Annotated in this window: 18 protein-coding genes; 10 read left to right on the top strand and 8 right to left on the bottom strand. The window is 70.3% G+C overall.

Going from position 1 to position 20,045, the window contains the following annotated elements; genetic code table 11:
• The first annotated feature begins 2 nt into the window (after nt 1–2).
• The 5 genes from ACIBP6_RS43010 to ACIBP6_RS42990 all read left to right on the top strand — a co-directional run bounded on the left by ACIBP6_RS43010 (nt 3) and on the right by ACIBP6_RS42990 (nt 5,585).
• The gene (locus ACIBP6_RS43010) at nt 3–626 is read left to right on the top strand and encodes a hypothetical protein (RefSeq protein WP_397060528.1); all 624 of its coding nucleotides are present in this window, start codon (nt 3–5) and stop codon (nt 624–626) included.
• The gene (locus ACIBP6_RS43005; RefSeq protein WP_397060526.1) at nt 623–1,717 is read left to right on the top strand and encodes a C40 family peptidase; all 1,095 of its coding nucleotides are present in this window, start codon (nt 623–625) and stop codon (nt 1,715–1,717) included. Before ACIBP6_RS43010 ends, ACIBP6_RS43005 begins: the two co-directional genes overlap by 4 nt.
• A 13-nt stretch (nt 1,718–1,730) precedes the next feature.
• Nucleotides 1,731–2,126, top strand: a complete 396-nt coding sequence (locus tag ACIBP6_RS43000) for a (deoxy)nucleoside triphosphate pyrophosphohydrolase (protein WP_132614558.1) — start codon at nt 1,731–1,733, stop codon at nt 2,124–2,126.
• Nucleotides 2,127–2,201: 75 nt separating this feature from the next.
• On the top strand, nt 2,202–4,172 hold the full coding sequence (locus ACIBP6_RS42995; protein ID WP_397060524.1) for a hypothetical protein: 1,971 nt from the start codon (nt 2,202–2,204) through the stop codon (nt 4,170–4,172).
• Nucleotides 4,173–4,271: 99 nt separating this feature from the next.
• A complete protein-coding gene (locus ACIBP6_RS42990; protein ID WP_397060522.1) occupies nt 4,272–5,585 on the top strand; it encodes a hypothetical protein in 1,314 nt (437 codons plus the stop codon).
• A gap of 66 nt (nt 5,586–5,651) precedes the next feature.
• Here the strand turns inward: ACIBP6_RS42990 and ACIBP6_RS42985 are convergent, their stop codons facing one another.
• The 7 genes from ACIBP6_RS42985 to ACIBP6_RS42955 form a co-directional block, all read right to left on the bottom strand.
• Nucleotides 5,652–6,401 (bottom strand): succinate dehydrogenase/fumarate reductase iron-sulfur subunit, encoded by a 750-nt coding sequence (locus ACIBP6_RS42985; protein WP_397060520.1) that lies wholly within the window; start codon nt 6,399–6,401, stop codon nt 5,652–5,654.
• Nucleotides 6,398–8,299: a fumarate reductase/succinate dehydrogenase flavoprotein subunit gene (locus tag ACIBP6_RS42980; protein ID WP_397060518.1), complete on the bottom strand. Its 1,902-nt coding sequence runs from the start codon at nt 8,297–8,299 to the stop codon at nt 6,398–6,400. Before ACIBP6_RS42980 ends, ACIBP6_RS42985 begins: the two co-directional genes overlap by 4 nt.
• 12 nt (nt 8,300–8,311) lie before the next feature.
• The gene (locus tag ACIBP6_RS42975) at nt 8,312–9,073 is read right to left on the bottom strand and encodes a hypothetical protein (protein WP_449595888.1); all 762 of its coding nucleotides are present in this window, start codon (nt 9,071–9,073) and stop codon (nt 8,312–8,314) included.
• Nucleotides 9,074–9,290: 217 nt separating this feature from the next.
• A complete protein-coding gene (locus ACIBP6_RS42970; protein WP_397060514.1) occupies nt 9,291–9,743 on the bottom strand; it encodes a response regulator in 453 nt (150 codons plus the stop codon).
• Nucleotides 9,740–10,879 carry a sensor histidine kinase gene (locus ACIBP6_RS42965; protein ID WP_397060512.1) on the bottom strand — a complete coding sequence of 380 codons (1,140 nt, stop codon included), beginning with the start codon at nt 10,877–10,879 and terminating at the stop codon, nt 9,740–9,742. The genes ACIBP6_RS42970 and ACIBP6_RS42965 overlap by 4 nt, the downstream gene beginning before the upstream one ends.
• Nucleotides 10,876–12,009 carry a PP2C family protein-serine/threonine phosphatase gene (locus ACIBP6_RS42960; protein ID WP_397060510.1) on the bottom strand — a complete coding sequence of 378 codons (1,134 nt, stop codon included), beginning with the start codon at nt 12,007–12,009 and terminating at the stop codon, nt 10,876–10,878. Before ACIBP6_RS42960 ends, ACIBP6_RS42965 begins: the two co-directional genes overlap by 4 nt.
• A 34-nt stretch (nt 12,010–12,043) precedes the next feature.
• The gene (locus ACIBP6_RS42955) at nt 12,044–12,973 is read right to left on the bottom strand and encodes a LysR family transcriptional regulator (protein WP_132614543.1); all 930 of its coding nucleotides are present in this window, start codon (nt 12,971–12,973) and stop codon (nt 12,044–12,046) included.
• A gap of 133 nt (nt 12,974–13,106) precedes the next feature.
• Between ACIBP6_RS42955 and ACIBP6_RS42950 the strand changes: the two genes are divergently transcribed.
• Genes ACIBP6_RS42950 through ACIBP6_RS42940 form a run of 3 tightly spaced genes read left to right on the top strand, consistent with a single transcriptional unit; the run spans nt 13,107 to nt 16,512 of the window.
• Nucleotides 13,107–13,856 carry a succinate dehydrogenase cytochrome b subunit gene (locus tag ACIBP6_RS42950; RefSeq protein WP_397060508.1) on the top strand — a complete coding sequence of 250 codons (750 nt, stop codon included), beginning with the start codon at nt 13,107–13,109 and terminating at the stop codon, nt 13,854–13,856.
• Nucleotides 13,853–15,775 carry a fumarate reductase/succinate dehydrogenase flavoprotein subunit gene (locus ACIBP6_RS42945; protein WP_397060506.1) on the top strand — a complete coding sequence of 641 codons (1,923 nt, stop codon included), beginning with the start codon at nt 13,853–13,855 and terminating at the stop codon, nt 15,773–15,775. Before ACIBP6_RS42950 ends, ACIBP6_RS42945 begins: the two co-directional genes overlap by 4 nt.
• A complete protein-coding gene (locus ACIBP6_RS42940) occupies nt 15,772–16,512 on the top strand; it encodes a succinate dehydrogenase/fumarate reductase iron-sulfur subunit (RefSeq protein WP_132614537.1) in 741 nt (246 codons plus the stop codon). Before ACIBP6_RS42945 ends, ACIBP6_RS42940 begins: the two co-directional genes overlap by 4 nt.
• Before the next feature lie 468 nt (nt 16,513–16,980).
• Here ACIBP6_RS42940 and ACIBP6_RS42935 read toward each other — a convergent pair whose 3' ends face one another.
• Nucleotides 16,981–17,598, bottom strand: coding sequence for a TetR/AcrR family transcriptional regulator (locus ACIBP6_RS42935; RefSeq protein WP_397060505.1), 618 nt, complete (start codon nt 17,596–17,598; stop codon nt 16,981–16,983).
• A gap of 153 nt (nt 17,599–17,751) precedes the next feature.
• On the opposite strand from ACIBP6_RS42935, the gene ACIBP6_RS42930 reads away from it, so the two are divergent.
• Together ACIBP6_RS42930 and ACIBP6_RS42925 are read left to right on the top strand one after the other, a co-directional pair.
• The gene (locus ACIBP6_RS42930) at nt 17,752–18,531 is read left to right on the top strand and encodes an SDR family NAD(P)-dependent oxidoreductase (protein ID WP_397060503.1); all 780 of its coding nucleotides are present in this window, start codon (nt 17,752–17,754) and stop codon (nt 18,529–18,531) included.
• An 82-nt stretch (nt 18,532–18,613) separates the two neighbouring features.
• Nucleotides 18,614–19,996 carry an alpha/beta fold hydrolase gene (locus ACIBP6_RS42925; protein WP_397060501.1) on the top strand — a complete coding sequence of 461 codons (1,383 nt, stop codon included), beginning with the start codon at nt 18,614–18,616 and terminating at the stop codon, nt 19,994–19,996.
• The last annotated feature ends 49 nt before the right edge of the window (nt 19,997–20,045 follow it).

Below are 20,045 nucleotides of genomic sequence, written 5' to 3'. Positions count from 1 at the left end.
ACATGGCGCAGCCAGGTGACCGGCGGGGGGTGGCCTTCGCCGCCATCGCCGTGGTCTTGGCGGCGGTCGGCCTCTACCTGACGCTCTGGTCCGATCCGCCCGAGCCCGAGCCGGCCGAGCCGGAGGCCCGGGCCACCAGCGCCGCCGTGGCGTCCAGCACGCCGCTGGCGACGGCGAGCGACAAGCCGTTCGACGTGTACGCGTACCTGCCGATGACCGAGGAGCAGCTCGCCGCGGCGGCCGACCTCGCCGAGCGGTTCACCGCCGAGTACGGCACCTTCCGCTACGACGAGGACGCGGCGGCCTACGCGGCGCGGCTCAAGGCGTACACCACCGCCGAGCTCGGCAACACGCTGGCCCGCACCCGGACGTCGGCGGGCACCGTCGAGGAGGAGCGCGACGACCAGCTGGTCTCCACGGCCACGGCGCGGCTGAAGGAGATCAGGCAGGTCGAGAGGAGCTCCATCGTCTTCGTCGTGACCGCGACCCGCCAGATCGACTCCAACAGCTCCGACCAGGCCGTCACCGAGGACTACGCGGTCACGGTGAGCCAGCTCGGATCCGATTGGCGCATCTACGACATCCTGCCGGCCACCGAGGGCCAGGAGGGAGACACCTCGGGTTGAGACTCTCACCGACGCGCCTCGCCGTGCTGATCGGCGTGGCCGGGGCGCTCCTGCTCGTGGCGGTCATCGTCTCGCCGATGCTGCTGATCTCGATGCCGTCGTTCCTCAACAACGGCGGCACGGCCGTCGACTGCGACGACACCGCGCAGGTGGAGGAGGCCTCCGACTCGGCGGCCTCCGACATCCCGTCCGAGTACCTGGCGTTGTACCAGGAGTACGGCGAGCGGATCGGCGTCCAGTGGAACATCCTGGCCGCCGTGGGCAAGCGCGAGACCGACCACGGCCGCTCCAGCCTGCCGGGCGTCAAGAGCGGCACCAACCACGCCGGCGCGGCAGGGCCGATGCAGTTCCTCATCTCCACGTGGGGCGGCAAGGCCAGAGTCCCGATGTCGTCGACGTTCAACGGGTACGCCTCCGACGGTGACGGCGACGGCGTGGGCGACGTCTACAACCCCGCCGACGCCATCCTGGGCGCCGCGAAGATGCTCAAGCGCAACGGCGCGCCCGAGAACGTGCGGCGCGCGTTGTTCGTCTACAACCGCGCCTGGTGGTACGTCGACCAGGTCGAGGAGATCGCCCGCGCCTACGCCCAGTCGGGCGAGGTCGAGGTGCCGCCGCAGGCGTCGGAGGAGTGCGACGAACCGCTGGTCGACGCCGCGCCGAGCGACGTCGTGGCCAAGATTCTGGCGTACGCGCTGGAGCAGCGCGGCAAGCCGTACCTGTGGGGCGGCACCGGGCCCGACGCGTTCGACTGCTCGGGGGTCATCTACGCGGCCTACCGGGAGGCGGGGTTGTCGATCCCGCGTACGACGTTCGGGCAGTGGCCGTTCGGCGTGAAGGTGTTAGAAGGGCAGGAGCAGCCTGGAGACCTGGTGTTCTTCAATTCCGGGCCGGGGACGTCCCCCGACAACCCCGGACACGTCGGGCTGGTCGTGTCGAAGGGCAAGATGCTGGAGGCACGCTGCCGGCTGTGCGGGCCCATCAAGGTCACGAGCTACGAGTCGCGTACGAACCGGGTGGGCTTCACCCGTCCCCTGCAGAACCCCGATGTTCAGGAGCAGCTGAAAAGGCTGCAGAATTCCACGCTATGAGGACAGTCACCACATGAGCGCGGTCGTGGTCGTGGCCGCAGTGATCGTCGCCTCCGGCGGGCGGGTGCTGGCGGCGCAGCGCGCCGAGCCTGCTGCGCTCGCCGGTGGCTGGGAGTTTCCCGGCGGCAAGGTCGATCCTGGCGAGGGCGAGGAGGCGGCGCTCGTGCGGGAGTGCCGGGAGGAGCTCGGCGTGGAGATCGCCGTGGGCGAACGCGTCGGCGACGACTGGCCGCTCGCCGACGGGTACGTCATGCGTGTCTGGTTGTGCTCCCTGGCCTCGGGCACCCCGCAGGCCCGCGAACACCTGGCGTTGCGGTGGCTGGGGCCGGGGGAGTACTACTCCGTGGACTGGCTCGGAGCTGATCTTCCGGTCATGAAGACGGTCGAGAATCTCCTCGTCCGCGACTAGGGCATTAGGATTGGGTCGTGCCTCTCTGTGACACAATGGTTACTCCATGTGATTTGTCGCAGCGGGGGAGCTGGAATGATGCGGCGTGGCTGGATCATTGCCGGGGCCCTGATTCTGGCGGCGGTTCCCTCTGTTCCGTGGGCGGCGACGGGGGTTTCGCTGGTGCTCGAGCGGGAGAACGCGGCCGACGGCACCGGAAAGTGGGTCAGGACCGGCGATGTGCAGCGCTTCAGGGTGCGCCTGAACGGCATGGGCCGTGGAGCCAAGGTCGCGGTGGCGGCCAACCCGGCGGAGGCGCTGGGTGAGGTGTCCTGCGTACCGGCGGGCGGTGATCCGGGCGGTACGCCGGGCCTTGGGGCCGGAGCAGGCGCTGGTGCTGTTACGGGCGCCGATGGCGGTCCCGGTAGTGGTCTCGGTGGCGGTGCGACCGGGGTTCCTGGCGCCGCTGCTGTGACAGAGGCCGGTTTCGGGCGTGCGGAGAGCGGGCTGGCCGCGCAGGCCCTCACCGCCGTGGGCATGCCGACTACGGCGGAGGCACTGACCGCCGCGCAGGCGCCCGCTGCCGGGGGCACGCCGGTTGCCGAGGGGACGCCTCCCGCGGGCGTACAGGCTGCTGTGGAGGCGCCCGTCGCGGGGGGAACGGCTACTGCGGTGGAGGCCCCGGCCGGAGTGGGAACGTCGGGCGCGGTGGAGGCGCCGGCTGCCGCTGGTGAGTCGGCCGCGGTGGGCGGTGGGCCGACCGGAGCGCGGGTGTGCCGGCTGGGGAACGTCAGCGGCGAGCGGGCCGTGGACGTCACGGTGACCGCGCCCGCCGGGGCCGAGGAAGTGGTGCTCGCGGCGGTGGCCAGGATGCGCTCCGCCTCGGACGGCGGGCTGACCACGATGAGCGGGACCGCCGCTCTGACCGTCCAGAAGTTCGATGCCGACACGACCGATCCGGCGCAGACCGGCACCTCCACGAACGCGACCGGTACCGCCACCGGGCAACTGACGGGCGTCGTCATCCCACGCTCGGCCACCATCGGCGCGCGCCCGCCCGCCGCCGGTACGGGCTCGCCGTCCGCTGGTACGCGCCAGCCCGCTGCCGGGACCGGTCCGTCCGGCTCGGGGAGGCCCGCCGCCACCGGATCGCGGCCCCTTGTCCGTACGGATGCGGACGGGCGGCCCGTTGGGGTCGGTGTTGTGGCGGGAGTCTCCGGTCAGGCGGATGGCGAGGGTGCTTCGGCTCAGGACGGTGCAGGGGGAACGCCGGTTGCGGAGGTTCCCGACAGGCTGGGCGTGGCCCACGTCGATCCTGACGGCGACGGCGCAGTGGATGAGCGGCGGGTCGCGCGGGTCGAAGCCGTGGAGCGCCGGCCTGGACAGGCCGATGGCGGAGGACGGGCCGACGGAGTCGGGCGAGTGCTCGCGCAGGGCCCCGGGCAAGGTGGCGCCGACGCCTCGGCCGGGGTTTCGCCGCAGACTCTGTCCGACGCGCCGCGTGCCGTGGGAGGCGGGCCGCGAGTGACCGGTCAGCAAGGAGCCAACCCGGATGCGGCGACCGGTCAGGCTGGTACGAGCGGCAGTCAGCAGGGAACCGCGGGTCAGCCGGGTGTCGCTGGGGGGCAGCCCGGCGTGGCGGGCCAGCCGGGTGTCACCGCGGGGCAGCCTGGTGTGGCCGGTCAGCCGGGGGCGACCACAGGGCAGCCCGGCGCTGCCGGCCAGCCGGGTGTCACCAGCGGGCAGCCCGGCGTGGCGGGCCAGCCCGGTGTGGCAGGGCAGCCGGGGGGCGTGCCCGGTGTGGCGGGGCAGGTGCCTGGTGGGGTGCAGTTGCCGGCTACCAGTGGGGGGATTGCCGCGTTCCAGGGGGAAGGCGCCGGAAGTGAGGCGCCGTTGCCTTGGGAGCTGGCCACGTCCGCCAGGCCTGTAAGGGATGGTGAAAGCGTGAGCCTTGTCGAAGGCCAGCGTGGGATGTTCATGGTCGCGGGGGGAGTCGGCGCGCTGATGGCGACCCTGTGGATCATTGGCACGGTACAACGAGGCCGTAACCGGAAAAAGGTGCTGTAAAGGAGGCTTTACTGTTGCTTTTCCCCGACTAGTATTCCCTTGACCAAGGTTCCGGGACTACGGCGGAGGACACCGGTGGCACGCAGGAGAGCGACAGCCGTGTCCGCTGTCGTCCTGGCGCTCGGCCTGACGGGCGTGGCGGTGACGCCGTTCGTCATGCAGAGTGCGAGCGCCGCGGTGGCGCTGGACCCCGCCGTCCCGCCCTGTGACGTCGGCGAGGTCTGCGACATCGTCCCCGAGACGACCGTCACGGTCACCACGACCCTCGGCTCGCCGACGGTCGAAGGCCCGGAAGACCAGGAGCAGCCGGAGACGACGATCACCAAGACCGTCACCGCGACTCCGAGCTCGACCCCGACGAAGACCACCAGGTCTCCGAAGCCGACGAAGACCACCAGCGCCCCCGCGACCCCGCCGCCGGCCATCACGCAGAACCCGCAGCCGCTGCCCACCCAGTCCGCCGAGGTCCCGGTGGTGCCGACCACGCCCACCCCGGAGCAGTCGGTCGAGATGCCGGCCATCGCGCCGACCGAGACCATCCCGCCGGTCGTGCCGAGCGAGACGCAGGTTGCCTCCTCCGAGGAGGTGCCGCTGGAGCTGCGCAACGCGGCGCCCGAGTACGACCAGCGGGCCATGGCGCAGCAGCTCAGCATCCCGGCGCTGGTGCTGGTGCTGCTCGCGCTCTTCGCCGTGCTGATCTTCGAGGGACGGCTGCGCCGCATGGCCCACGCGGCCGCCGTACGGAAGGCGGGCCCGCAGATGGGGCGGCCGGACATGCCTGCGGCGGGCGGTTACCCGGCAGGGCCCGGGTACGCCTCGGCCGGCTTCCCGTCGCCCGGCTACCCGGGCGGGACGGCGTACGCGCCGATCATCAGTTTCGTACCGGTGCAGACCTATCCGAGCGGCCAGCCCGGTTACGGCCCGGGCTATCCGGAGCCGAGCGCGCCGTACCCGCCCCAGGGGTACGCGCAGGAGCCACCCACGCCGCCGGAGCCCGTGGTGCTGCGTCCGGAGGAGTTCGTCTCCACCAACGAGCCGCCCGAGCCGCCCGAGCCGCACGAGCCGCCCCGCGAGCCGGACGAGCCGGCGCGTGAGCGGAGCCTGTTCGAGCCGGTGATCGCCCCGGAGCCGCTCCCGGGCGACATCCCGCCGGGCGGCGCCGACCCGTACGAGGGGCCGGCGCCGCCGCTCGGCCCCGCCTCGGCCGCGGAGGCGGGCGACGCGGAGCCCTGGATGGAACCGGGCTCGCTGTTCACCCCGAAGAAGCCCGTTTCGGACGACCCCGGCGAGGGATACGAGCCGCCGCCGTACCTGCCGCCCGACGTGGAGGCGACGGCCGTGCAGCCGCTGCCCGTGACCGAGGAGCAACCGCAGCCCGGCGGCCGGCGCAAGGGCTCGCGCCGCAAGAAGTAGCCGCACCCGGACAGCATGGCGGGGGCCGGTCGTCACGACCGGCCCCCGCCGTTGCGTTTCACGCGGCTACTTGCGCCTGAAGATCTTGTCGCCGAGCCAGACCAGCGGGTCGTACTTGCGGTCGACCACGCGTTCCTTCATCGGGATCAGCGCGTTGTCGGTGATCTTGATGTGTTCGGGGCACACCTCGGTGCAGCACTTGGTGATGTTGCAGTAGCCGAGCCCGTGCTCCTCCTGCGCCGCCTCCTGCCGGTCGGCCACGTCGTACGGGTGCATGTCGAGCTCGGCGATCCGCATGAGGAAGCGCGGACCGGAGAAGTTGCTCTTGTTCTCCTCGTGGTCGCGGATGACGTGGCAGACGTTGTTGCACATGAAGCACTCGATGCACTTGCGGAACTCCTGGGACCGCTCGACGTCGACCTGCTTCATCCGGTATTCGCCCGGCCGGACGCCGGCCGGCGGCGTGAAGGACGGGATCTCCCGGGCCTTCTGGTAGTTGTACGACACGTCGGTGACGAGGTCCTTGATGACGGGGAACGTCCGCATCGGGGTGACCGTGATGGTCTCGTCCTCGTCGAAGGTGGACATGCGCGTCATGCAGCCGAGCCGGGGCTTGCCGTTGATCTCCATGCTGCACGAGCCGCACTTGCCCGCCTTGCAGTTCCAGCGCACCGCGAGGTCGGGCGCCTGGGTGGCCTGGAGGCGGTGGATGATGTCGAGGACGACCTCGCCCTCGTTGACCTCCACGGTGAAGTCCTCGAGCCTGCCCTCGCCGCCCTCACCGCGCCAGACCTTGAACTTTGCCTTGTAGCTCATGACTTCGCTATCCCGTCGAACTCGGCCATCTCTTCGTCGGTGAGGTACTTCTTCAGCTCGTCCCGGTCGAACAGCGTGATGAGGTCGTCGCGCATCTGCGGCTGCGCCTTCTCCGCCACCTTGACGGCGGAGCCGTCGCCCACGGAGCAGAGGAGCAGCTTGCGGCGCCACTTCGGGTCCATCGCCGGGAAGTCGTCGCGCGTGTGGCCGCCGCGGCTCTCCTCGCGCATGAGCGCGGCGCGCGCCACGCATTCCGACACCAACACCATGTTGCGCAGGTCGATCGCGAGATGCCAACCCGGGTTGTAGACGGCGGAACCGGCCGCCCCGACCATCTTGACGCGTTCCTTGAGCTTCTCGACGACCTGCAGGGCCTCGGAGACCTCCTCGGCCTTGCGGATGATGCCGACCAGGTCGTTCATCGTCCGCTGGAGCTCGTGGTGCACCTCGTACGGGTTGTCGCCGCTGCGGCCGAGCGGCGCGAGGGCCTCCTGCCGCGCGGACTCCACCTGCTCCGGGAGCACCTTGGGGCGGCCGGCCAGCTCGTCGACGTACGCCGCCGCGCCCGCGCCCGCCCGGCGGCCGAAGACCAGCAGGTCGGACAGCGAGTTGCCGCCCAGCCGGTTGGAGCCGTGCATGCCGCCGGACACCTCGCCGGCCGCGAACAGACCGGGCACGGCCGCCGCGCCGGTGTCGGCGTCGACCTCGACGCCGCCCATGACGTAGTGGCAGGTCGGGCCCACCTGCATGGGCTCGGCGGTGATGTCGACGTCGGCCAGCTCCTTGAACTGGTGGTGCATCGACGGCAGCCGCCGCTTGATCTCCTCGGCGGGCAGCCGGGTGGAGACGTCGAGGAAGACGCCGCCCTGCGGGGATCCGCGCCCGGCCTTCACCTCGGCGTTGATCGCGCGGGCCACCTCGTCACGCGGCAGCAGCTCCGGCGGGCGCCGGTTGTTGGCCTGGTCGGTGTACCAGCGGTCGGCCTCCTCCTCGGTGGTGGCGTACTGGTGCTTGAACACCTCGGGGATGTAGTCGAACATGAAGCGCTTGCCCTCGGAGTTGCGCAGCACGCCGCCGTCACCGCGTACGGACTCGGTGACGAGGATGCCGCGCACGGAGGGCGGCCAGACCATCCCGGTGGGGTGGAACTGGATGAACTCCATGTTGATGAGGTTCGCGCCGGCGAGCAGGGCCAGGGCGTGGCCGTCGCCGGTGTACTCCCAGGAGTTGGAGGTGACGACGTACGACTTGCCGATGCCGCCGGTCGCGAGGACCACCGCGGGAGCATCGAAAAGCACGAAATTTCCGGACTCGCGCCAGTAGCCGAACGCGCCCGAGATCCGGTCGCCGTCCTTGAGCAGCCGGGTGACCGTGCACTCGGCGAAGACCTTGATGTAGGCCTCGTAGTCGCCGTGCGTCTCGTGGTCCTCCTGCTGGAGCGCGACGACGCGCTGCTGCAGGGTGCGGATCATCTCCAGGCCGGTACGGTCGCCCACGTGTGCGAGCCGCGGGTACTCGTGCCCGCCGAAGTTCCGCTGGCTGATCTTGCCGTCTTTGGTGCGGTCGAACAGCGCGCCCCAGGCCTCGAGCTCCCAGACCCGGTCGGGTGCCTCCTTGGCGTGCAGCTCGGCCATCCGCCAGTTGTTCAGGAACTTGCCGCCCCGCATGGTGTCACGGAAGTGCACCATCCAGTTGTCGTCCGGGTTGACGTTGCCCATCGCCGCGGCGGCGCCGCCCTCGGCCATGACGGTGTGCGCCTTGCCGAACAGCGACTTGCAGACGATCGCCGTCCTCTTGCCCTGCTGGCGGGCCTCGATCGCGGCCCGCAGCCCGGCGCCGCCGGCGCCGATGACGACGACGTCGTATTCGTGACGCTCTGTGTTGTGCGTGTTTTCCACTGAAGCTGGTCCTTACGCGTACGGGAAGGCGATGATGCCCTTGGCCACCATGCGGACGTAGAAGTCGGCGCCCATGACCGAGAACATCGAGGCCCACGCGAGGGGTTGGTGCTTGGCGTTGAGCTTGGAGACGAACGTCCAGGCCCGGTACCGCAGCGGGTGGCGGGAGAAGTGGTTGAGCCTGCCCGCGGTGATGTGCCGGCAGGAGTGGCACGACAGCGTGTAGGCGTTGATCAGGACGGCGTTGGCGATCAGGATCCAGGACCCCAGGCCGAGCGGCTTGTGCACGACCGCGAGCACGGCGTCGTAGGCCAGGACGAGGCCGATGACGATCGCCGCGTAGAAGAAGTACCGGTGGACGTTCTGGATGATCAGCGGGAACCGCCGCTCACCGGTGTACTTCCCGTGGGGCTCCTGCACGGCGCACGCGGGCGGCGACAGCCAGAACGAGCGGTAGTAGGACTTGCGGTAGTAGTAGCACGTCAGCCGGAAACCGCCGGGCAGCGCCAGGATGAGCAGCCCCGGTGACAGCGTGTACCAGTCGCCGATCGGCGCCCACCCGAACAGCTGAGCCCCCTCGGGGCACGTCACCGCGGCCAGGCAGGGCGAGGCGAACGGGGCGATGTAGGGCTCGACGAAGATGCTGTTGTCGATGATCGCCCATACACCGTAGACGAGGAACGAGCTGAGCCCGAGGAATGTCAGGAACGGGACCAGCCACCATCTGTCTGTGCGCAGGGTGCGCACTTTGACCTGCGCACGCTGCCTTCTCATCGGGGCTTCGGGCGTCGTCTGGGTCATCGCGGACCTCTCCACCTCCCGCGGACCCGTCGCGCAGGGGGTCCGTGGTGTCGTTTCGCTGGGCGCGCTCACGGCCGGATCCGCACGGGCGCGCGTTGGTGGGGGATACGTTACGACGACAGGATCGAAATTTGTGAGCGACGTCACTCACTTTTTCGATGACTGGCTGTGATTCCTGTCACGTACGTGCTCAAGCCCGATTCCCATGAACGGGCAACTTAACCACAGTGACGAAAAAATTATCTATCTGACGGACAACTCGGATGAATTGCTCGAAATCTACGGGCTTGGAGACGTACGCGTTGGCATGCAGCCGGTAGCTGTGCAGGATGTCCTCCTCGGCCTGAGACGTCGTCAGGATGACCACGGGGATGGTCCGCAGGCCGACGTCGTCCTTGACCTCGCGCAGCACCTCCAGGCCGCCCATCCGGGGCAGGTTGAGGTCGAGCAGGATGAGGTCGGGGCGTGGCGCGTCGGCGTAGCCGTCCTCCTGGCGCAGGAACGCCATCGCCTGCTCGCCGTCGTTGACGACGCTCAGCCGGTTGCGCACCTTGTTCAGGTCGAACGCCTCTCGCGTCAGCAGGATGTCGCCCTGGTCGTCCTCCACCAGCAGCACCTCGATGGGCCGCCATTCGTTCGTCATCGGTCTCCCGCCGCCGGTAGGGTCCAGCGGAACGTCGCGCCCCGGCTCTCGGTCTCGCCGTCGAGCCACAGCTGTCCGCCGTGGTATTCGACGATCTTCCGGCAGAGTGCCAGTCCGATGCCAGTCCCCGGATAGACCTCCCGCGGGTGGAGGCGCTGGAAGATGAGGAAGATGCGGTCGGCGTACTTGGGCTCGACGCCGATGCCGTTGTCGGAGCAGCTGAACTCCCACATGTCGCCCGCGCGCCGGGCCCCGATGTGGATGCGTGGCGGCTCCTCGGAGCGGAATTTGATGGCGTTCTCGATGAGGTTCTGGAACAGCTGGGTGAGCTGCGTGGGGTTGCCGTCGACCCGGGGCAGCTCGTCCCTGGTGACGGTGGCCGAGGTGTCGTCGATGGCGGCCGAGAGGTTGTCGAGCGCCCGGTCCAGCACCGCGCCGGTCTCCGTGGGGGACCTGCCGCCGGTGACGCGGCCCACGCGGGAGAAGTCGAGCAGGTCGTTGATCAGCAGCTGCATGCGCTTGGCGCCGTCGACCGCGTAGTGGATGTACTGCCGGGCCCGGTCGTCGAGCTCGGGGGCGTAGCGCTGCTCCAGCATCTGCGTGAAGCTCGCGACCTTGCGCAGCGGCTCCTGCAGGTCGTGGCTGGCGACGTACGCGAACTGCTCCAGCTCGCTGTTGGACCTGCGCAGCTCCTCGGCCTGGTCGCTGGCCACCCGCCAGGCCGACACGATGCGGTCGCGCATGGAGTCGATGTGGCTGGACAGCTCCGCGAGCTCCGCCGGGCGGTCGACGTGCAGGTCGCGGTCGAAGTCGCCGGCGGCCACCGCGCGGACCTGGTCGGTGAGCTGGTCGATGGGTTTCAGCACGGCGAAGCGGACGATGAAGACCAGCACGAGGCCGCAGGCGAGCAGCAGCCCGAACAGCACGAGCAGGGCCGTGTTGAGCCGGCCGATCTGCGCCGTCACCTCCGGCCGCGGGGCGAGGTCGAGGGTGTCGCCGATCATCGTCATGACGATCACGAACCCGCCCGCGAACGTCAGGCCCGCGAGCGTCCCGATGACCAGGAACCAGCGGACGACCGGCAGCCGGCCGACCCCCGTCGGCTCCTTCGGCGGCGGCAGCGGATGGATGCTCACGAACTCCTCCTGCGCAGCAGGACCACGGCCAGGTCGTCGCTCAGGGTGCCCACGTGGGTGATGAGCCGGTCGAGGTCGACGCCGCCCTGTCGGCGTACGAGGTCGACCAGGCCCTCGACGCCGAGCAACTCCTCGCGTTCGCCCGCGGCGGCCTCGATCAGGCCGTCGGTGTAGAGCATCATCGTCCACTCCTGCCCCAGCGGCACGTCGATCATCGTCCACTCGGCGTCGGGGAAGATCCCCAGCGGCGGGCCCGAGGGCGTGCCGTCCACCACCTCGATCACGCCGTCGCGCACGAGCACCGGGGGAGGGTGCCCGACCACGCGCATGCGGGCGTGGGACAGGTCGGGGGAGATCGTGGCCGTGCACAGGGTGGTGAAGATCTCGGGGGCCTTGCGCTCGGCGCGCAGCAGGAGGTCGAGCGTACGCAGCAGCGTGTCGCCGGTCTGCCCGGCCAGCACCAGGGAGCGCCAGGCGATGCGCAGCGCCACGCCCAGCGCGGCCTCGTCGGGGCCGTGCCCGCACACGTCGCCGACCACGACGTGCACCGCGCCGTCGGGCGTCTGCACGGTGTCGAAGAAGTCGCCGGCCAGAGTGCCGCCGCTGCCCGGCAGATACCGGGTGAGGTGTTCGATGGCCCGCGTCCGCAGCAGCGGACCGGGCAGCAGGGCGCTCTCCAGCCGGGCGTTCTCCTTGGCCGTCAGCTCCGCCTGGACGAGGCGGACATGGGCCAGGTCGGCGCGCTTGCGCTCCATCGCGTACCGGATCGACCTGGCCAGCAGCCGGGCGTCGATGTCCTGCTTGACGAGGTAGTCCTGGGCGCCCGACTGCACGGCCGAGACGCCCACGTGGACGTCGCGCAGGCCGGTCAGCACCAGCACGGCGGTGTGCGGGGCCAGCGCGAGCACCTCCTCCAGCGCCTCCAGGTGGCTGGCGTCGGGCAGGGAGAGGTCCACGAGGACGCACTGGATGTCGGCGGAGAGCTTGGACTTGGCCTCCTCGAGGCTGCGCGCACGGAAGATCTTGGGTGGCGCGACGGCCTGTTTGAGCAGCTCTTCGACGAGGAACGCGTCGCCGTCGTCGTCCTCGATGAGGAGCAGCGTCAGCGTTTCGGAGAGATTTGCCGTCACACGCGCCTCTTCGGGGGATCGGAAGCCTTGATGGTCATTCTGCGATGAGTTCTACGCCTTGGGGAAGCGTGCCCTCGTGCCCAGCTTCTACGACAAAGGTGAGCAAGGTCTCCCGAAAGGCCTGCGCCGCTCTGGTGGGCTCGACATCCTTGCGGTGGGCGAGGGCGATCGTCCGGCTGAGCCCCGGCGGCGCCAGCGGCGTGCCCGACAGGCCGGGACGCCCGTCGAGCACCATCGACGGCACCACGGCCACGCCCAGGCCCGCCTCCACGAACCGCAGCACCGCGTCCATCTCCCCGCCCTGCACCGCGAACCGCGGCTCGAACCCGGCCTGGCGGCAGGCCGCCAGCGTGGCCTCGCGCAGGTCGTAGCCGCGCCGGAACATCACCATCTGCCGGCCGCGCAGGTCTTCGATGCGCAGGTACGGTCCCTTCACGTGCTCGTGGGAGGGGGTGACGACGACGAGGTTCTCCCGCAGGATCTCCTGCGTCGCCAGCGAGGGATCGTCGCTCTGCAGCGGCATGATGATCAGCGACAGGTCGAGCTGGCCCCGGGCCAGCGCCCTGACCAGGTCACGCGAGCCGCCCTCCTCCACCAGCAGCTCGATCCCGGGGTAGGCCCGGTGGAAGCGGGCCAGCGCGTCGGCCAGCAGCCCGGCGCAGAGCGACGGCGTGGCCCCGAGGCGTACGCGGCCGCGGCGCAGCCCGGCGAGCTGAGCGACCTCCTGGCGGGCGGTGTCGGCGTCGGCCAGGATGCGGCGGGCGAGCGGCAGCAGCGCCTCCCCGGCCGCGGTGAGGGTGACGTTGCCGCGCGCCCGGGAGAACAGCGGCGCGCCGAGGTCGGCCTCCAGGGCCTTGATCTGCTTGCTCAGCGACGGCTGCGCGACCCGCATGCGCTCGGCCGCCTGGGTGAAGTGCCTGCTCTCGGCGACCGCGACGAAGTACGCGAGCTGTTGCAACTGCATGTGATATTCCTCGCACCCGCGCGGCTTGAGGCCGGCATAAGGCCGCCCCGACCCACATCATAGCGTCAAGCTATCGAAACCAGACCTGTGATGACTTGGACGGATCAATGCTGGATATCTAGCGTCAGAAATCGTGACTGCCACGATAGAGCGCGGTTCCGCGACCGCGCCTGTTAACTCCCCCAAGAAGGCTCCAGCGCGGAAGAGGCCCGGCGGGTTCCTCGGCTCGTCGAACGGCAAGAAAGTCGTCATGGCCGTCACGGGCGCCGTGATGGTCCTCTTCCTCGTCGCCCATATGCTCGGCAACCTCAAGATCTTCTTTGGTCGCGACTCGTTCAACGAGTACGCGCACGCCCTGCGCACACTGCTGGAGCCGATCGCCCCCTACCGCACGCTGCTGACGATCCTGGAGATCGTGCTGGTCGTGTCGGTCGTCATGCACATGTGGGCGGCCATCTCGCTGTCGCGCCGTGCCTCGCACGCCCGTCCGGTCAAGTACGTCGCCAAGAAGTCGCAGGCCAACGGCTACGCCACGCACATCATGCGGTTCGGCGGCGTGACGATCCTGCTCTTCGTCATCTGGCACCTGCTCGACCTGACCTTCGGCGTGGTCAACCCGGAGGGCTTCGACTCCGCTCCCGCCGACCGGATGGTCTCCGGCTTCGACGCGTCCCGCTGGTGGGTCACGCTCATCTACGTGGTGGCCGTCGTCATGGTCGGCCTGCACCTGCGCCACGGCATCTGGAGCGCCTTCCAGACGCTCGGCTGGGCCAACCGCAACCGCTACCGCGCCCTGCGCGTCACCGCCGCCGCGGTCTCCGTGGTGCTCGTGGTCGGCTTCCTGGCTCCGCCCCTCGCGATCATGTTCGGAGTAATCAAGTGAAGTACACCGAAGGCCCCGAGATCCGGGACGCCAAGGCTCCCGAGGGCCCGATCGAGGGCCGCTGGGAGAAGCGCAAGTTCAGCGCCAGGCTGGTCAACCCGGCCAACAAGCGCAAGCTTCACGTGATCGTGGTCGGCACCGGCCTCGCGGGCGGCTCGGCCGCCGCGACGCTGGGCGAGCTGGGCTACAACGTCACGTCGTTCTGCTACCAGGACTCCCCGCGCCGCGCCCACTCCATCGCCGCCCAGGGCGGCATCAACGCCGCGAAGAACTACCGCGGCGACGGCGACAGCATCTACCGCCTGTTCTACGACACCGTGAAGGGCGGCGACTTCCGCGCCCGCGAGTCGAACGTCTACCGCCTGGCCGAGGTCTCGGTGAACATCATCGACCAGGCCGTGGCGCAAGGAGTGCCGTTCGCCCGCGAGTACGGCGGCCTGCTCGACACCCGCTCCTTCGGCGGCGCCCAGGTCTCCCGTACCTTCTACGCCCGCGGCCAGACGGGCCAGCAGCTGCTGCTGGGGGCGTACCAGGCGCTGGAGCGGCAGATCGCGGCCGGGACCGTCACCATGCACACCCGGCACGAGATGCTCGACCTGATCGTCTCCGACGGGCGGGCGCGCGGTGTCATCGTGCGCGACATGGTGACCGGCGAGATCGAGCGCCACTTCGCGGACGCCGTGGTGCTCGCCACCGGCGGCTACGGCAACGTCTTCTTCCTGTCCACGAACGCCAAGGGCTGCAACACCACGGCGATCTGGCGGGCGCATGAGCGCGGCGCGTACTTTGCCAACCCCTGCTACACGCAGATCCACCCGACCTGCATCCCGGTGTCGGGCGAATACCAGTCGAAGCTCACGCTCATGTCGGAGTCGCTGCGCAACGACGGCCGCGTCTGGGTGCCGCTGAAGAAGAACGACACCCGCGCACCCGGCGACATCCCGGAGGAGGAGCGCGACTACTACCTGGAGCGCATCTACCCGGCGTTCGGCAACCTCGTCCCGCGTGACATCGCCTCCCGCGCCGCCAAGAACGTCTGTGACGAGGGCCGCGGCGTCGGCCCCGGCGGGCTCGGCGTCTACCTCGACTTCCGCGACGCGATCAACCGCCTCGGCCGCGACGCCGTCGAGAAGAAGTACGGCAACCTCTTCGAGATGTACGAGCGCATCACCGGCGAGAACCCGTACGACGTGCCGATGCGCATCTACCCGGCCGTCCACTACACGATGGGCGGGCTGTGGGTCGACTACGACCTGCAGTCGACGATTCCCGGCCTGTTCGTCATCGGCGAGGCCAACTTCTCCGACCACGGCGCCAACCGCCTCGGCGCCTCCGCGCTGATGCAGGGCCTGGCCGACGGCTACTTCGTGCTGCCGACGACCATCGGCGACTACCTGGCCGACGGGCCGTTCGGCGACGTCGACGAGGAGGCCGTGGCCGAGGCCGAGATCAAGGTGCGTACCAAGATCGAGCGGCTGATGTCGGTGAACGGCACCCGTACCCCCGACTCCTTCCACCGCGAGCTCGGCAAGCTCATGTGGGACTACTGCGGCATGGAGCGCACCGAGGAGTCGCTGCGCAAGGCCCTGGAGCGCATCCCCGAGCTGCGCGAGGAGTTCTGGCAGAACGTCAAGGTGAGCGGCACCGCCGAGGAGCTGAACCAGGTGCTGGAGAAGGCCGGCCGCGTCGCCGACTTCTTCGACCTGGCCGAGCTCATGTGCCTCGACGCCCTGATCCGCACCGAGTCGTGCGGCGGCCACTTCCGGGCCGAGTCGCAGGACGCCGACGGCGAGGCCCTGCGCGACGACGAGAACTTCGCGCATGTCTCGGCCTGGGAGCGCACCCCGGACGGGCCCGTCCTGCACAAGGAACCGCTCGAGTACGAGTACGTCAAGATGACCCAGCGGAGCTACAAGTGAACCTGACCCTCAAGGTCTGGCGTCAGAGCGGACCCTCGGACGCGGGCCGGATGGTGACGTACCGCGTGGAGGACGTCTCCCCGGACATGTCCTTCCTCGAGATGCTCGACGTCCTGAACGAGCGTCTCATCCTGGAGGGTGACGACCCGATCGCCTTCGACCACGACTGCCGCGAGGGCATCTGCGGCATGTGCGGCATGGTCATCAACGGCGTGGCCCACGGCGAACAGCGCGCCACGACGACGTGCCAGCTGCACATGCGCCACTTCGAGGACGACGCCACGATCACCATCGAGCCGTGGCGGGCGGCGCCGTTCCCGGTCGTGAAGGACCTGGTCGTCGACCGCAGCGCGTTCGACCGGATCATCCAGGCCGGCGGCTTCGTCTCGGTGCCGGCCGGCTCGGCCCCCGACGCGCACAGCATCCCGGTGCGCAAGGAGGACGCCGACGCGGCGTTCGACGCGGCCACCTGTATCGGCTGCGGCGCCTGCGTCGCGGCCTGCCCGAACGGCTCGGCCTCCCTGTTCACCGCCGCCAAGATCACCCACCTGAGCCTGGTGCCGCAGGGCCAGCCCGAGCGGCTGTCGCGGGCCAAGGCCATGGTGGACCAGATGGACGCCGAGGGCTTCGGCGGCTGCACCAACACCGGCGAGTGCACGGCGGTGTGCCCGAAGGGCATCCCGCTGGACGCCATCGCCCAGATGAACAGCGACTACCTGAAGGCCAACTCCAAGTAGTCCGGTTCCCCGCCCGGGTGCCCGCCTCCTCTCGCACGGAGGCGGGCACCCGGTTTTTCGTCGCGACCTGATTCCGACGGCCCGTGGACGCGCTGGTGAGCGCCGGACACCCCCGTTTCCTTTCACCAGGGACTGGCTCCGTGCCCACGCCGATCCCGCCCTCAGGGGGAACGCCTGCATGATGACGGTCGTCAACGACCAGAAGGGGCCGGCCGAGCACGAGATCGACGTCCTGGCCCTGGACAAGAGATCGGGGGCCGGCATCACGCTCATCGGGAGGCCAAGGCGACCGTCATCCGCCGGACTCCACGAGGTCAGGGCGCTGCCGGCCGAGCCCGGGTCGTCGGTGCCGGCGCTGTTCTCGACGGCGGGTTCCATGCCGATCTCGTCGACACGGCGCGACGCCGGGAAGATGCGCCGCTGGTCGCCGTGGCCGGCGGTGGGGAACCGGTCGGGGTGCCGCGCCGGTCAGGGGGTGGCCCAGGCGCGGAGAAAGGTGTCGACCGCGGCCGCGGCCATGGTGCGTAGCTCCGCCTTTTCGAGTGTGCGGGTGCCGAGGCGGGAGCGGGCCTCCAGGGGGCCGAGGAGCAGCGCCATGAACTGCTCGGCCGCCAGGTCGGGGTCGGCGGCGCGCAGCCGGCCGGCGAGCGCGAGGCGGGCCAGCCGGTCGGCCAGGGCCTGGTTGAGCCGGTCGGGGCCGCTCTCCTTGACGATCTCCAGGATGTCGGGGAGGTGGTTGATCTCCGAGTGGAGCAGCCGTTTCAGGGCGCACGAGCGGCTGTCGGTGTGCAGGCGCAGGAGCGCGTGGGCGACCTCGTCCAGCGTGGCCCGCAGGTCGTCCCCGGGGGTGGCGAGCGGCTCCAGGGCGGCGATGCGTTCGGCGAGGGCGGTCTGCGCGGCGACCTCCAGGGCGTTCACGAACAGTGTGGCCTTGTCGGTCATGTGGTTGTAGACCGTCGGCTTGGCGACGCCTGACTCGCGTGCGATGTCCTGGACGCACGCCTGCGCGTAGCCCTCCCGTGCGAACACGGTGAACGCGCCGTCCAGGATCGCCTGCCGCTTGTCGATCCGTCCGCGCGTTGTCATGCCGTTGATTGTACTAGCTGGTTCATATTCGTGGTCTTGCCGGTTGCATACTGACCTTGTGGATCGTTACGTTGAACCCATGAGTTCATATTCGGAGCGGTTGGATCCGCGTCCTCTGACGATCGGCGTCGTCCTGGCGCCGGCGGAGGTCGCATGAAGACGCTGGTGATCACCGGTGGCACCGACGGGATGGGGCGGGCGCTCGCCCGTACGTACCTGGAGCGCGGCGACACGGTGGTCGTCGTCGGGCGGGACCCGGCCAAGGCGCCGCCCGGGGCCGTGTTCGTCGGGGCCGACCTGAGCCTGGTCGGCGCGAACCGGCGGGTGATCGACGAGGTCAACGTGCGGTTCCCGGAGGTGGACGCGCTCGTGCTGTGCGCGCGGTTCTTCCGTACGCACCGGTACGTGACCGCGGACGGGCTGGAGGGGACGTTCGCCCTCGACTACCTGAGCCGCTTCCTGCTCAGCCACGGCCTGCACGCGCCCCGGCTGATCGTGAACGTCTCAGGCCCCGGGCAGCCGGCGGACATGATCCGCTGGGACGACGTCATGCTCGAACGCGGCTACGACGGCGTGACGGCCCAGCTCCAGGCGGGGAAGGGCAACGACCTGCTCGGGGTGGCGTACGCCGCACGGCACGGCGGGCGGACGCCGTACGCGCTGGTCCATCCGGGAGGGGTCGCGACGAGCGTGGCCGGCGAGTACGACGCGACGACGGCCTCGCACGCGCGGGCGCTGAGGCGGCACGGGATGCCGGTCGAGGAGGGCATCCGGCCCATCGTCGCCCTCATCGACCAGCCGCCCGCCGCACCGCTCACCGCCTGGCTGCGGGACCGGCCGATGCCCCTGGAGCCGTCCGCGTTCGACCCGGCGGCCGCCGAACGGCTCCACACGCTCACCCTGGAACTTCTCGCCCGGCATCGGTCGGGATGACAAACCCAGGTCTGATGCGGGCCCCGAAAGATCAAACCGTGGTCCGACGCGCCAGGCCCGCCCCTTCAAGCATCGTTACGGCATGCTGAAGTCCATCGCCCTGGCATTGGTCCTGCTGACGGCCGGGGGCGGGCTGCGTGCCCAGCCCGCGTCCGCCTCACTCGACTGGAGCCCCTGTCCTGACGACAAGGTCGGCATGCAATGCGCCGACCTGCAGGTCCCCGCCGACTGGGCGGCCCCGGCGGGTCGCCGGATCACCCTCAAGCTGGGCCGTCTCCCCGCGACCGGCCCTGCGAAGGGCGTCGCCCTGATCGCCTACGGCGGCCCGGGTGGCCCCGGCGTCGCCCTCACCCAGTCGATGTCCGGCTGGTGGGCCGACCTGCGCAATCGCATGGACGTCGTCACGTGGGACACCCGGGGCTACGGCGCCCAGTTCGGCGGCCTCAGCACCGGCCTGCCCTGCCTGTGGACCCGCGTCCCGCTCCCCGCCTTCCCGCGGGACGACGCCGACTTCGGCAGGCTGTCCGACACCAACCGCGGGCAGGCCGAGGTCTGCCGCCAGGCCGATCCCGTGCTCTTCGCCAACATGAGCTCCGCCGACCACGCGCGCGACATGGAGGCCATCAGGAAGGCCCTCGGCGGCGCCGAGCTCAACTACTACGGCGCCTCCTACGCCGGCTTCTACGGCCAGGCCTACGCCCGCCTCTTCCCTCGCCAGGTCCGCACGATGGTCCTCGACGGCACGTGGAACCACAGCCCGGCCGACTGGGGCCGCGAGCTTGAGGAGATGGCCAGGAGCAACGAGCGGTTCCTGACCCGCTTCTTCGACTGGTGCGCCGCCAACGGCTGCGAGGACGTCCCCCGCGCGTGGCGGGCGCTCGTGGCCAGAGCCGACCGCCGTCCCGTCCCCGCCGCGAAGAACGTCGCCTACACGGGCCGCGATCTGCAGGCCTTCGCCATCGCGTCGGCCAGGCAGGGCAAGACGGCCTGGCCGGGCCTGGCGCAGGCCATCAGGAAGGCCCGCGACGGTGACGCCTCCGCCTTCGTCCCCGCCCGTGGCGCCCGCTACCCCGACCAGGCCACCGGCGTGACCGAGTGCGCCGACTGGCCGCGCGCGGCCGGCCGCCAGGAGCTCGACGCGACGGTGGACCGGCTGCGGAAGGCCGCCCCCAACGCGGGCGCGGCCGGCACCATGGCGACGGCCACGCTGGCCTGCGTCGGCTGGCCCGTATCCGTCACCAACCCGCCCACCCCGCTGCCCAAGACGCTTCCCCCGCTGCTCGGCGCCGGGGCCTGGGGCGAGTCCGACGCGGTCGCCCGCGCCATCGGCCAGGTCCCGGGCAGCGTCACGATCGTCCATGACGGCCCCGGCCACACCCTCTACGGCACCAACACGTGCGCCCGCGACCACATCAACCGCTATTTCACCGACAAGATCCTGCCGCCGAAGAACACGGCCTGCTGACCGTCGTGACGAGGTCCGGGCCGCCTGTCCAGGCTGCGCCACCAGGCCG

Source organism: Nonomuraea terrae, from assembly GCF_044465245.1.
GTDB lineage: Bacteria > Actinomycetota > Actinomycetes > Streptosporangiales > Streptosporangiaceae > Nonomuraea > Nonomuraea terrae.
Note: the sequence above shows the minus strand (reverse complement) of the source record. Positions and strands in the feature narration are given on the sequence as shown.

What these genes read in the sequence shown, in the direction of transcription:
- ACIBP6_RS43010 (WP_397060528.1), top strand. Translation starts at nt 3, where the DNA reads ATGGCGCAGCCAGGTGACCGGCGGGGGGTGGCCTTCGCCGCCATCGCC.
- ACIBP6_RS43000 (WP_132614558.1), top strand. Translation starts at nt 1,731, where the DNA reads ATGAGCGCGGTCGTGGTCGTGGCCGCAGTGATCGTCGCCTCCGGCGGG.
- ACIBP6_RS42995 (WP_397060524.1), top strand. Translation starts at nt 2,202, where the DNA reads ATGATGCGGCGTGGCTGGATCATTGCCGGGGCCCTGATTCTGGCGGCG.
- ACIBP6_RS42985 (WP_397060520.1), bottom strand. Translation starts at nt 6,401, where the DNA reads ATGAGCTACAAGGCAAAGTTCAAGGTCTGGCGCGGTGAGGGCGGCGAG.
- ACIBP6_RS42975 (WP_449595888.1), bottom strand. Translation starts at nt 9,073, where the DNA reads ATGAGAAGGCAGCGTGCGCAGGTCAAAGTGCGCACCCTGCGCACAGAC.
- ACIBP6_RS42970 (WP_397060514.1), bottom strand. Translation starts at nt 9,743, where the DNA reads ATGACGAACGAATGGCGGCCCATCGAGGTGCTGCTGGTGGAGGACGAC.
- ACIBP6_RS42955 (WP_132614543.1), bottom strand. Translation starts at nt 12,973, where the DNA reads ATGCAGTTGCAACAGCTCGCGTACTTCGTCGCGGTCGCCGAGAGCAGG.
- ACIBP6_RS42935 (WP_397060505.1), bottom strand. Translation starts at nt 17,598, where the DNA reads ATGACAACGCGCGGACGGATCGACAAGCGGCAGGCGATCCTGGACGGC.
- ACIBP6_RS42930 (WP_397060503.1), top strand. Translation starts at nt 17,752, where the DNA reads ATGAAGACGCTGGTGATCACCGGTGGCACCGACGGGATGGGGCGGGCG.
- ACIBP6_RS42925 (WP_397060501.1), top strand. Translation starts at nt 18,614, where the DNA reads ATGCTGAAGTCCATCGCCCTGGCATTGGTCCTGCTGACGGCCGGGGGC.